This is a genomic window from Litchfieldia salsa, assembly GCF_900104555.1.
GTDB lineage: Bacteria > Bacillota > Bacilli > Bacillales > Bacillaceae_L > Litchfieldia > Litchfieldia salsa.
The window spans coordinates 18,472-31,726 of the sequence record NZ_FNJU01000012.1; the positions used below are offsets into that span (position 1 = coordinate 18,472).

Consider the following 13,255-nt stretch of genomic DNA (forward strand, 5'->3'; position numbering starts at 1 on the left):
AAGCACGTGGAAAAGTCTTTCATGAAGCTTATGAAGGACAAAATAGCTGGAAAAGCACGTGGAAAAGTCTTTCATGAAGCTGATGAAGGACAAAATAACTGGAAAGCACGTGAAAAAGTCCTTCATCAAGCTTATGAAAGACAAAATAGCTGGTAAGCACATGAAAAAGTCCTTCATCAAGCTTATGAAAGTTAAAATAGCTGGTAAGCACGTGAAAAAGTCGTTCATCAAGCTTATGAAAGACAAAATAGCTGGGAAGCACGTGAAAAAGTCTTTCATGAAGCTTATGAAAGACAAAATAGCTGGGAAGCACGTGAAAAAGTCGTTCATCAAGCTTATGAAGGACAAAATAGTTGTAAAGCACCGAAAAAAGTCCTTCACTTGATAATAACAGTGAAGGAGCAATTAAGTGTGTTCTTAAACTTATTAAATCGCTTGAAGTCTTTTAATCATACTTAACGATCGACCAGTTCCAATTGCTACAGCTTCTAATGGGTTTGGAGCAATATGAACTGGAACATGAATTTCTGCGCTAAGCCATTCCTGAATTCCTTTTAAAAGTGCACCACCACCAGTTAAAACGACCCCTCGGTCTACAATATCTCCACTTAATTCAGGTGGACACTCCTCTAAAGTTGCCCGTACGGATTCTAAAATATGAGCTAATGAATCCTGAAGTGTCTTTTGAATCTCAAAAGATGATAGTGTTACTGTCTTTGGAAGCCCGAAAACTAAGTCACGTCCTCTAATATCGAGTGTCTCTTTTGGATGGTCAATTGGAGCATATCCAATGTCAATTTTAATTTTTTCAGCCGTTCTTTCACCAATAAGAACATTATATTTCTTTCGTACGTATTGAATGATATCTTCATCAAATTGATCACCACCAACACTAATGGACTGATATGTTACAACTCCACCATATGAAATAATGGCAACTTCAGTTGTACCCCCACCGATATCCACAACGACATTGGCAGTAGGCTCGTCCACAGGAAGGTCTGCACCAATTGCGGCTGCAACTGGCTCTTCAATTAAGTATACCTGTTTTGCACCACTATTTCTCGCTGCATCCTGAATCGCTCTTCTTTCTACAGAGGTAGCCCCAGATGGAGTACATACAACAAGACTTGGTTTTCGCAATGTATATCCAAGCTTTTTACTCGCTTTCAACATGATATGTCTAAGCAGTTCAGATGTCATATTATAGTCCGCAATCACACCTTTTTTTAACGGACGTACTGCTGTAATTCTTCCAGGTGTTTTACCGATCATTTCTTTCGCTTCTATACCTACAGCAATGACTTTGTTTGTTACCGTATCAACCGCCACAACTGAAGGCTCATTTAAAATAATCCCTTTATTTTTACTATAAACAAGTATATTTGCTGTACCTAAATCAATTCCTAATTCAAATGTAGAAAACATTTCTTCCAATCCCTTTCATACTTGACCCCAATATAGAATACTTAACCTATTGTCGATTTATGGGGGGACTTGTAAAAAACTTTTCGAAATTGAGCTTCCTGTCTACTAAATTTGCATGATGAAACTAAAAAGTTCACTCATTTCTAATCTTAGAGTGGATAAATGCTTTACCGTACTAATCTATTAGATTGATAACTTGTTAAAATGTGGTAATTTTTCATTGACATTCCATTTTATCCACACATACAATAAGAATAAGTTAATAGTTATTAGTGAACGATTCTAGAGCAACAGGTGTTGATATTAATGCTAAAACATGAAAGAGACAGGCTGGGGAAAAATGCAATCCTACTTGTACTAGCTGAAGATAAAGAAGAGGAATTATTTTCGACTTCTCACTTAGATGAGCTACAGTTTCGGTATTGTAAAGGAAAAGTCGGTTCAATGGAACTACAGAAAATTGTAGCGGCAATCGAGACCACAGCAAAACGAAATGGGATTGTAAATGGGGAAATATATCGTGAAATGCATGCATTATACCATGCAATTATTGAAGCCATGCACGGAGTAACAAGAGGCCAAGTCGACCTTGGAAACATGTTAAGGACAGTAGGGCTACGCTTTTCAATCGTTCGTGGGATACCATATGATAACGATCAAGAAGGCGAATGGTTAGCAGTGGCATTGTACGGAACAATTGGTGCACCTGTTAGAGGTCTAGAGCATGAGACAATTGGTTTAGGAATTAATCATATTTAATTTAATAGGATGATACTAGCCTATAGTATTTAGTGAGAAATTAGGGGGCTGTATTACAAACATTGAGAGATGTTTTGTAATGCAGCCCCTTTCTTTATTTTAGGCAGTTTTCGCAAATTTTGTTGCCTTTAAAGCCGCAGGCTGAATACACTCCGCGTCCGGCGGGTGACCAGTGAGCCTCCTCGTCGCTAAAGCTCCTGTGGGGTCTCACTTTGGCCACAGGTCCCGCAGGAGTCTACGTGTATTCAGCCTGCTTGTAACTACCGTTTTAAGTATTATGTCTAAAACAACAAACTTTGAAAAGACAGCCTTATTTTATACAAAGGGGTGAAACTGGGTGGTTATTTTAACAGGGAATACACTAACAATGGAAGAAATGAAACGAGTTTTATATAAAAAGGAAATTGTTATTGCTTCTAAGGAAAGTATGAAGCTAGTAGAAAAAAGTCGTATGGCAGTGGAACAAATTGTTCAATCAAAGAAGGTGGTTTATGGAATAACTACTGGATTTGGAAAATTTAGTGATGTATTGATCGACCAGAATGATGTTGAAGAGTTACAGCTTAATCTTATACACTCACACGCTTGTGGAGTTGGGGAACCTTTTCCAGAAATCGTTTCTAGAGCGATGTTGCTATTAAGAGCGAATGCATTATTAAAAGGATATTCAGGTGTAAGAACCTGTGTTGTAGAACAATTAATAGATTTACTTAACTCAGAAATTCATCCTGTTGTCCCAAGTCAAGGCTCACTTGGGGCAAGTGGAGATCTAGCGCCACTATCCCATCTAGCCTTAGTTCTTATGGGTGAAGGAGAGGTTGTTTATAAGGGGGAAGTAATGGATGCAATCACAGCCTTAGAAGCTGAGAAAATTTCTCCACTTATATTAAAAGCGAAAGAAGGGCTTGCATTAATTAATGGAACGCAAGCAATGACAGCGATGGGGGTAGTTGGCTATTTAGAAGCAGAACAAATTGCATACCAGAGTGAGCTGATTTCCTCTATTACAATTGAAGGATTAAGAGGCATTATTGATGCTTTTGATGAAGATATTCATCTTGTACGTGGCTACTCACAGCAAGTAGAGGTTGCACAAAGAATAAGAGATTACTTAAGTGATAGTCAGTTAACAACGGCTCAAGGGGAACTTAGAGTTCAGGATGCATATTCACTCAGATGTATTCCCCAAGTTCATGGTGCTTCTTGGCAAGTTTTAGATTATGTGAAAGAAAAGCTGGAAATCGAAGTGAATGCAGCGACAGACAACCCCCTTATTTTTAATGATGGACAAAAGGTGATTTCCGGGGGCAATTTTCATGGCCAACCAATTGCTTTTGCAATGGATTTTATGAAGATAGGAGTGGCTGAGCTTGCCAATATTTCAGAAAGAAGAATTGAGCGCTTAGTAAATCCACAATTAAATGATTTACCTCCATTCCTGAGTCCAGAACCTGGCCTTCAGTCTGGTGCGATGATTATGCAATATTGTGCAGCATCACTTGTTTCTGAAAATAAAACACTCGCACATCCGGCAAGTGTTGACTCGATTCCTTCATCAGCAAATCAAGAAGATCATGTCAGTATGGGCACAATCGGTTCAAGGCATGCCTATCAAATCATTCAAAATGCGAGAAGAGTATTATCAATTGAATTAATTTGTGCATTACAGGCTGCTGAATTTCGTGGTGTGGAACTTATGGCGAAGAAAACAAGGAACTTTTTACAAGAAGCAAGAAAGATTGTGCCAACGATTTTAAAGGATCGAATTTTCTCTAGGGATATCGAAAATATGAATGATTGGTTGAAAAATGTGGATATCACTCCATTAATTAGTCCACAAACATCAATAGAGATGATGAAGGAGGAAAAATAATGAATGAAAAGGTAGGAAGAATTGTTAGAGCAAAAAAAGGGCTTGATCTTGAATGTAAGGGGTGGGAACAAGAAGCAGTCTTACGTATGCTGTATAACAATTTAGATCCGGAAGTATCGGAAAAGGGTGAGGATTTAGTCGTCTATGGAGGAATCGGTAAGGCAGCGAGAAATTGGGAGGCCTTTGATGCAATTGTTCGAACACTAAGAATACTTGAAAATGATGAAACGATGTTGGTTCAGTCTGGTAAACCAGTCGGGGTATTCAAAACCCATGAACGTGCACCAAGAGTATTACTTTCAAATTCGGTTCTTGTGCCTAAGTGGGCTAACTGGGACCACTTCCATGAACTTGATAAAAAAGGGTTGATGATGTATGGCCAGATGACTGCAGGAAGTTGGATTTATATTGGAAGTCAGGGGATTTTACAAGGAACTTATGAGACGTTTGCTGCACTTGCGAAAATACACTTTAATGGGTCATTAAAAGGGACGATTACTTTAACAGCAGGGCTTGGAGGTATGGGAGGTGCCCAACCCCTTGCAGTGACAATGAACGGGGGAGTTGTCATTGGGGTTGAAGTAGATGCGACGAAAATTCAAAAGCGAATCGATACAAAATATTGTGACCGGATGACTGATTCGGTTGATGAAGCGTTAATGTGGGCGTATGAAGCAAGAGATAAGGAGATTCCGCTATCGATTGGACTTTTGGGCAATGCAGCAGAGGTTCACCATGATCTATTAAAAAGAGGGGTGAAAATTGATATTGTAACAGATCAAACATCTGCTCATGACCCTCTTAACGGATATATTCCGGTAGGATATTGTCTTGAGGAAGCCGAGAGTTTAAGAGTTTCAGATGCAAGTGACTATGTAAAAAAAGCAAACCAAAGTATGGCACTCCATGTGAAAGCGATGCTTGAGTTTAAGAACCGAGGTTCAATCGTTTTTGATTATGGTAATAATATTCGTCAAGTAGCATTTGATGCGGGAGTAACGAAGGCATTTGATTTCCCGGGCTTTGTACCAGCGTATATCAGGCCATTATTTTGCGAGGGTAAAGGGCCATTCAGATGGGCGGCATTATCTGGAGATCCAGGTGATATTGCTCGTACAGACCAATTAATTAAAGAGCTTTTTCCAGAAAATGAAGCACTTTTACGATGGATTGATATGGCAAGTGAAAAGGTTGCATTTCAAGGCTTACCTTCTAGAATTTGCTGGTTAGGCTATGGAGAACGAGTCAAAATGGGGCTAGCAATTAATGAATTAGTAAAAAGTGGTGAGTTAAAGGCACCTATCGTTATTGGACGCGATCATTTAGATTGTGGTTCTGTTGCTTCACCAAATCGTGAGACCGAAGCGATGAAGGACGGAAGCGATGCGGTTGGGGATTGGGCAATATTAAATGCGCTAATCAATACAGCGGCAGGTGGATCATGGATTTCGTTCCATCATGGTGGTGGTGTCGGAATGGGATATTCTCTTCATGCAGGTATGGTTGTAGTGGCAGATGGAACAGATCTTGCGAGGGAAAGATTAGAGAGGGTATTAACAACAGATCCAGGAATGGGTGTTATTCGTCATGTGGATGCTGGATATGAACTTGCTAAGAGAGTGGCAGAGGAAAATGAAATTGTTGTGCCAATGATAGACTCTAAGAAAGGTGATGAATAATGAAGGAGTTCGATACTTTAATAGTTAATATTGGACAGTTACTAACAATGGATCATGAAAAGGATGGACCAGTTAGGGGTAAGGAACTTCAAACGCTTCCAATCATCGAGAATGCAGCACTTGGGATTACAAATGGGAAGATCTCGTTCGTTGGACCTGGTGTTGATGCCAAGGGTTTCGTGGCAAAGCAAGTAATTGATGCAGGGGGAAAACTTGTAACACCTGGACTAGTTGACCCACATACACATCTAGTTTTTGGGGGATCGCGTGAGCACGAGCTTGCACTTAAGCAACAGGGAGTGCCTTATTTGGAAATACTTGAACAGGGTGGGGGCATTCTTTCAACAGTAAGGGCGACAAGAGAAGCTACCGAAGAAGAATTGTTAGCAAAAGCCTCATTTCACCTAGACCGATTGTTAAGCTACGGTATTACAACGGTTGAAGCTAAAAGTGGCTACGGATTAGATCATGAAACAGAATTAAAGCAGCTACGCGTTGCAAAGAGATTAAATGAGCTGCACCAAGTAGATATCGTATCTACCTTTCTAGGTGCACATGCGATACCACAGGAATATAAGGGAAGAGCCGATGAGTTTTTGACATTAATGGAAAGACTTTTAGATGTGATAAGGGAAGAAGAGCTGGCGGAATTTGTTGATATTTTCTGTGAAACGGGTGTCTTTTCTGTGGACCAATCACGAGCATTTTTAACCTATGCTAAGTCTAAAGGCTTTGATGTGAAAATACATGGGGATGAAATTGATTCATTAGGCGGAACAGAACTTGCAGTAGAAATTGGTGCTATCAGTGGAGACCATCTTGTTGGTGCATCAGATGAGGGGATTAAGGGGTTAGCATCATCAAACACAATTGCCGTTCTTTTACCTGGAACTTCATTTTACTTAGGAAAGGAAAAGAATGCGAGAGCCAGAGAAATGATTGATGCGGGAGTGGCTGTGGCTTTATCAACTGATTTTAATCCTGGAAGCTCACCTACGGAAAACCTCCAATTTATTATGACTTTAGCAGCATTGAAACTTAAGATGACTCCTGAAGAGATTTGGTATGCTGTGACAGTCAATGCAGCACATGCCATCAAGCGAGAAAATGTGGCTGGAAAAATTGCAATTCATCGGGATGCAGATTTAGTTATATGGAATGCTTCGAACTACTCGTATGTTCCATATCATTATGGAGTTAATCATGTGAAATCAGTCTTGAAACGTGGAAAAGTAGTTTGCGAGGGGGGGAGTGAGAATGGAGTTTAAGTATGTAACGAAATCTGGTACAGCAGTATTTCAAGACCGTTATGTGACGAAAGCAGATCGTATCACAGTACCTTATAATGAGAATAGAAAACATACTCAAAAAATTGGGTTAGTCGGGGCACCTCTTTCGAAATCGTCAATTAGTCATTCAGGTGCAGGATTTGCACCAGCTACAATACGAAAAATGCTTCAGTCATTTACAACTTATTCAATTGATCATGATCGAGATCTGGCTAGTGAATCTGTTGTCGATTATGGTGATATACTGATGCATCCAACAGACATTGTAGAGTCACAAAAACGTATAAGACTAGCACTGGATGAGATTTTGCATCGTGAAGAACCAAGTCAGTTAATCATACTAGGTGGGGATCATTCTGTTAGCTATCCTGCTATATCCTCTTTTTCTGGTTCAAATAGAGTGGGAGTCATTCAATTTGATGCACATCATGATTTGCGAAACCTTGAGGATGGTGGACCAACGAACGGCACTCCTTTTCGTAGTTTAATTGAAGGAAAGTGTATCCAAGGTGAAAACCTTGTTCAAATTGGGATACGCGATTTTATGAACAGTAAAATATACACCCAATATGCACAACAACATGGGGTTACAGTATACACAATGCAAGACGTGCGGAAACAATCAATTAAGAAGATTGTTGAGGAGGCTATTACTCTCCTTAAGAGAAATAAAGTTGACATGATCTATGTTTCTGTTGATATGGATGTGTTAGACCAATCATTTGCCCCTGGCTGCCCTGCAATAGGTCCTGGTGGAATGGATAGTCATACATTAATTGAAGCAATTGAAATTCTTGGGGCTTGCCAAATGGTGAAAGCAATGGATATTGTGGAAATTGATCCTACCGTTGATTATAGGGACATGACGAGTAAAATAGCCTCTTGGCTAATCTTGTCTTACTTAAGGGAAAGGGAATTAATGGTTTCAACTGTAAATAACTGTGAAAATGAAGTAAAATAAAATAGAGAAGGATCTCACTTTATAATGTCGGAGGAGATTTGAATGGATTTTTCACAGATTGCATCAGAGGATAAAATTCGTAGGGCGTATGAAGATGGAGAGTTTAATGATTTACCAGGCTATGGTAAACAATTAAAGCATGAAGATTTATCAGCCATTCCTCAGGAACTTCGTATGGCATATAAAATGATGAAAAATGCTGGAATAATCAATGAAGAAACGGATCTAAGAAGAGACTTACTAACAATAGAGGATTTAATAGATAAATGTCAGGATAACGAACAGAGAGGAGTGCTACAAGAGAAATTGACACAGAAAAAATTGCGATTGAATCAAGTGATGAAGAGTAGAAAAACCTCAAACTCCTCTCTTTTCAAAAACTATGAAACAAAAATTAATAATAAATTGCGATGAAAATAAGGAGCCATTTGGCTCCTATTTTCACTAAGAATAAGTTAATTCCTTTTGTTCTTTTTTTAACGTAACCTCTACAGCTCTAACAAGTATATCAATTCCATTGAATATTGCATCTTTATTAAAACTCATTTGTGGATGATGTAATCCAGGCGCTAAATCACAGCCAAGTCCAAGCATAGTTGCTTTAATTGATGGGTGTTTTACTGTGTAAAAGTGAAAGTCATCACCACCAGTTGTTACAATAGGCTTAGCGAGTTGATCTGCACCAAGTACATCAATAATAGCTTCAGCTAATAATTCTTCTGCTTTCTCATTTGTCTCTGCAGCTACTAAATTAGCGGGTATCTCGCTTTTAATTTCAATATTATATAAAGTCTCAATCGTTTTTAATACACGATCTACCTTTAATTGCAGCTCTTTCATTGCATCATTTGTTTGTGCTCTTAGGTCAATACTAAAGGTAGCTGAACCAGGTATAATATTAAAGCTTTCTCCCCCAGCATGAAAGGATGTCAATTTAACAGAGTAAGGAATTAGTGGATTGATTTCAATACCTTTCAGTAGTTGAACAAGTGTTGCACCTACTTCAATTGCATTTACTCCAAGATGTGGGCGCGCTCCATGCATGTCTTCCCCATGAATTGATCCAGAGATAAATCGACTGGCCCCATGATAAATCCCAGGTACAGCCTTTCCATTTTCAAGTTCTTGATAAGGTCTAAGATGAACTCCAAATAAAAAATCGATATCTTTTGCTACTTGTTTTTCAATGAAGGTTAGAGCTCCTGTTCCTTTTTCTTCAGCAGGCTGAAAGATAAAGCGAATGGTCCCTTGTGTAATAGGCTTTTCTGCAAGAATCTTTAGTGCGCCAAGAACAATGGTCATATGTGCATCATGTCCACAAGAGTGAACAGGCTGAAAGTGACCATTAACTTCTTGCCATAGTGCATCCATGTCAGCACGAATGGCGACAACAGGAGATCCACTTCCCATTTCTGCAATAAGTCCTGAATGATCAGAAAAAGTTGTAATTTTACATACAGGAAATCTTTGAATATAGTTTTTGATGTATGCTGTAGTCTTCTGCTCTTTCCAACTTAGCTCTGGATTTGCATGAAGATATTCATATATATTTATCATTTCCTCATTGAATGTAGGTTCCTTTGATGTAGTCAAGCTATTGACCTCCTATAAGAAATGCAACATTTTGTTTTTAAAATAGTAACACGGAGTTCGAATTTTCACAATATTAATCTAGAAGCTCATAATTATAGCTTACTTTCTAAAAAAGCTGTTTTAGTATAGATTGTTGCTTTTAAATTCGCAGGCTGAATACACTCCGCGTCCGGCGGGTGACCCGTGAGCCTCCTCGTCGAAAATGCTCCTGTGGGGTCTCACTTTGGCCACTGGTCCCGCAGGAGTCTACGTGTATTCAGCCTGCTTGTTACTACAATTTCAAAGTTATATGTCAAACAACAAACTTTGAGAAAACAGCTTTCTAAAAATTACTAATTCATAAAACGTTCAATATTATTAAGTTTATCAAGTTGTCAAAGTGCTATAATCAAATTGTAGAAGAGATAAAGCAAGAATTTCAAAGGGAGGTTTTAAGCATGATCTTATGTGAGTGGAAAGACTTTTCAACAGATACTGAAACATATACTTTGGAAAACTTCGAGGAAATTGTTGGAGACGAGTTTGAGGCAATGATGATCGAAGATGGGAAAACGATACCTTCTTATATTTGGACTACTAACTTCGTATGTTTATTAAAACAGAATACTAGAATGTATAATGATATTTCAATCACAAAAATTTTAAGAAACCCAGTTTGTGAATAATTTTTTTAAAAAACATGCTCACTATTTCACAAACTGTTCACACACAAATGAAAAATATGGTTATATAATGTATACATGGAATGAAGAAACCAGATATACATTTCATTTTAAAAAACATGTGAAGTTTATCACAATCTTTTATGTGTTTTATTTTTTAAGACACAACATGTGAAAATATTCACAAATAGGAGGGTTTACAATGGCAGTAGAAGAGAAAGAAGTTAAAAAACAAAATGATGTTCAAAAGATGGTTGATTCTCTGGTTGAAAAAGGACAAAAGGCACTTAAGGCATTTATGGATTTTGATCAAGAATCAATTGACAAAATTGTGAAGGAAATGGCTTTAGCTGGTTTAGATCAACATATGCCACTTGCAAAACTAGCAGTTGAAGAAACAAAGCGTGGTGTATTTGAAGATAAAGTAATCAAAAATATTTTCTCAACAGAATATATATACAACAACATCAAATATGATAAAACAGTTGGAATTATAGATGAAAATGAATACGATGGATTAATTCAAATTGCAGAGCCTGTAGGTGTTGTGGCTGGGGTAACACCAGTAACAAATCCTACTTCTACTACAATGTTTAAAGCGATTGTAGCAATTAAAACAAGAAATCCAATTATCTTTGCTTTCCATCCGTCAGCACAAAAATGTAGTAGTGAAGCTGCAAGAATATTAAGAGATGCTGCAGTAAGGCATGGAGCACCAGAAAATTGTATTCAATGGATTGAAGTTCCTTCTATTGAAGCAACAAAACAACTGATGAATCATACTGGAATTGCGCTTGTATTGGCAACTGGTGGTGCAGCAATGGTTAAATCTGCATACAGTACTGGAAAGCCGGCATTAGGCGTTGGACCAGGAAACGTACCTTGTTATATTGAAAAGACTGCATTTGTTAAACGCTCAGTAAATGATCTAATATTATCTAAGACATTTGATAACGGGATGATTTGTGCTTCTGAACAAGCTGTAATCATAGATAAAGAAATATACGATGAAGTTAAAGCTGAAATGATCGATAAAGGCTGCTATTTCTTATCAGCTGATGAAATCAAAAAGGTATCTTCATTAGTAATTAGAGAAGATACTTGTGCAGTAAATGCAGATATCGTTGGTAAGCCAGCGTATGAGATTGCAAAAATGGCTGGGGTTACAGTACCGGTTGATGCAAAAATCTTAGTTGCAGAATTACAAGGTGTAGGACCACAATACCCACTTTCTAGAGAAAAATTAAGCCCTGTATTAGCTTGCTATAAAGTAAATAGTACAAATGAAGGTCTTCAAAGAGCAGAAGACATGTTAGAGTTTGGTGGTTTAGGACACTCTGCTGTTATCCATTCAACAAATGAAGAAGTACAAAAGGCATTTGCTCTAAGAATGAAAGCTTGCCGTATTATCGTGAATGCTCCATCTTCTCAAGGTGCAATTGGTGATATTTATAACTCATTCATGCCATCTCTAACACTTGGTTGTGGATCATATGGTAAAAACTCTGTATCTCAAAACGTAGGTGCAATTCATCTATTAAATATAAAAAGAATGGCGAGAAGGAATAATAATATGCAGTGGTTCAAAGTTCCATCAAAAATTTATTTTGAGAAAAATTCTACACAATATCTAGCTAAAATGCCTAACATTTCAAGAGCATTTATCGTAACAGACCCTGGTATGGTGAAGCTTGGATATGTAGACAAAGTAACTCATTACCTTCGTCAACGACCAGATATGGTACAAGTGGATGTGTTCTCTGATGTTGAGCCAGATCCGTCAATCGATACTGTAATGAGGGGTGCTGAAGCAATGGCAGCATTCCAACCAGATGTAATTATTGCTCTTGGTGGTGGTTCAGCAATGGATGCTGCCAAAGGTATGTGGTTATTCTATGAACATCCAGATGCAGACTTCTTTGGCTTAAAGCAAAAGTTCTTAGATATCCGTAAGCGTGTAGTGAAGTATCCAAAGCTAGGGGAAAAAACACAATTTGTTGCAATACCAACAACATCTGGAACTGGATCTGAAGTTACATCATTCTCAGTAATTACAGACAAAGTGAATAACATTAAATACCCATTAGCTGACTATGAATTAACTCCTGATGTAGCAATTGTTGATCCACAGTTTGTTATGACAGTTCCTAAAGTGATAACTGCGGATACTGGTATGGATGTGTTAACACATGCATTTGAAGCATATGTTTCAATCATGGCTAATGACTATACAGATGGTCTAGCAATGAAGGCTATTCAATTAGTATTTGAATATTTACCACGTGCTTACCGTGATGGTAGTGATGCAATTGCTCGTGAAAAAATGCATAATGCTTCAACAATTGCAGGTATGGCATTTGCGAATGCATTCCTTGGAATCAACCATAGTTTAGCTCATAAGCTAGGTGCTGAATTCCATATTGCACACGGACGTTCAAATACAATCTTAATGCCACATGTTATTCGTTACAATGCATCAAAACCAAAGAAATTTACTGCATTCCCTAAATATGAGCATTTCATTGCAGACCAACGTTATGCTGAAATTGCAAGAACTCTAGGATTACCAGCTAGCACAACTGAAGAGGGTGTAGAAAGCTTAGTTCAAGCTGTTATTAAACTAGCAAAAGAACTACAAATTCCAATGAGTATCGAAGCTAATGGAGTAACAAAGAAAGAATTCGAAGCGAAGGTAGATTATTTAGCAGAGCGTGCATTTGAAGACCAATGTACGACAGCTAACCCTAAATTACCTCTAGTAACAGAATTAGCTGAAATCTATCGTCAAGCATTTAAAGGTGTTTAATAAATAGATTTAAGCCAGAGGTGAACTTTCTTCCTCTGGCTTTTTATTTTGGCGTTGCTTTCTCAATATTTATTGTTTATGCAGGCAGAATACAAGTAGACTTCAGCGGGATCAGTGGCTAAAGTGAGGACCCCACAGGAGCTTGTACGAGGCGACTGAAAAACACTCCAACTAAATGTGAAGGACAAAACTGTTTTCGCTCAAG

Annotated in this window: 10 protein-coding genes; 8 read left to right on the forward strand and 2 right to left on the reverse strand. The window is 38.1% G+C overall.

The genetic code is table 11. The features are described 5' to 3' along the window. Positions 1-426: 426 nt before the first annotated feature. The gene (gene mreBH / locus BLQ56_RS18515; RefSeq protein WP_090857923.1) at positions 427-1,428 is read right to left on the reverse strand and encodes a rod-share determining protein MreBH; all 1,002 of its coding nucleotides are present in this window, start codon (positions 1,426-1,428) and stop codon (positions 427-429) included. Positions 1,429-1,734: 306 nt separating this feature from the next. On the opposite strand from mreBH, the gene hutP reads away from it, so the two are divergent. The 6 genes from hutP to BLQ56_RS18545 all read left to right on the forward strand — a co-directional run bounded on the left by hutP (position 1,735) and on the right by BLQ56_RS18545 (position 8,403). Further along, on the forward strand, positions 1,735-2,187 hold the full coding sequence (hutP, locus tag BLQ56_RS18520) for a hut operon transcriptional regulator HutP (RefSeq protein ID WP_090857926.1): 453 nt from the start codon (positions 1,735-1,737) through the stop codon (positions 2,185-2,187). A 337-nt stretch (positions 2,188-2,524) separates the two neighbouring features. After that, complete coding sequence (gene hutH / locus BLQ56_RS18525) at positions 2,525-4,060, forward strand: histidine ammonia-lyase (protein WP_090857929.1); 1,536 nt, start codon at positions 2,525-2,527, stop codon at positions 4,058-4,060. After that, the gene (hutU, locus tag BLQ56_RS18530) at positions 4,060-5,739 is read left to right on the forward strand and encodes a urocanate hydratase (protein WP_090857932.1); all 1,680 of its coding nucleotides are present in this window, start codon (positions 4,060-4,062) and stop codon (positions 5,737-5,739) included. Before hutH ends, hutU begins: the two co-directional genes overlap by 1 nt. After that, entirely contained in the window at positions 5,739-7,007 is a 1,269-nt protein-coding gene (hutI, locus tag BLQ56_RS18535; protein WP_090857933.1) for an imidazolonepropionase, read from the forward strand. The genes hutU and hutI overlap by 1 nt, the downstream gene beginning before the upstream one ends. After that, positions 6,997-7,989: a formimidoylglutamase gene (hutG, locus tag BLQ56_RS18540; RefSeq protein WP_090857934.1), complete on the forward strand. Its 993-nt coding sequence runs from the start codon at positions 6,997-6,999 to the stop codon at positions 7,987-7,989. Before hutI ends, hutG begins: the two co-directional genes overlap by 11 nt. Positions 7,990-8,031: 42 nt before the next feature. Then, entirely contained in the window at positions 8,032-8,403 is a 372-nt protein-coding gene (locus tag BLQ56_RS18545) for a DnaJ family domain-containing protein (protein ID WP_090857936.1), read from the forward strand. A 30-nt stretch (positions 8,404-8,433) separates the two neighbouring features. Here the strand turns inward: BLQ56_RS18545 and BLQ56_RS18550 are convergent, their stop codons facing one another. Beyond that, positions 8,434-9,546, reverse strand: a complete 1,113-nt coding sequence (locus BLQ56_RS18550; protein ID WP_090858140.1) for a M20 peptidase aminoacylase family protein — start codon at positions 9,544-9,546, stop codon at positions 8,434-8,436. A gap of 473 nt (positions 9,547-10,019) precedes the next feature. On the opposite strand from BLQ56_RS18550, the gene BLQ56_RS18555 reads away from it, so the two are divergent. Together BLQ56_RS18555 and adhE are read left to right on the forward strand one after the other, a co-directional pair. Further along, entirely contained in the window at positions 10,020-10,247 is a 228-nt protein-coding gene (locus tag BLQ56_RS18555) for a hypothetical protein (protein WP_090857938.1), read from the forward strand. A 199-nt stretch (positions 10,248-10,446) separates the two neighbouring features. After that, positions 10,447-13,050 (forward strand): bifunctional acetaldehyde-CoA/alcohol dehydrogenase, encoded by a 2,604-nt coding sequence (adhE, locus tag BLQ56_RS18560; protein WP_090857940.1) that lies wholly within the window; start codon positions 10,447-10,449, stop codon positions 13,048-13,050. Positions 13,051-13,255: the final 205 nt, after the last annotated feature.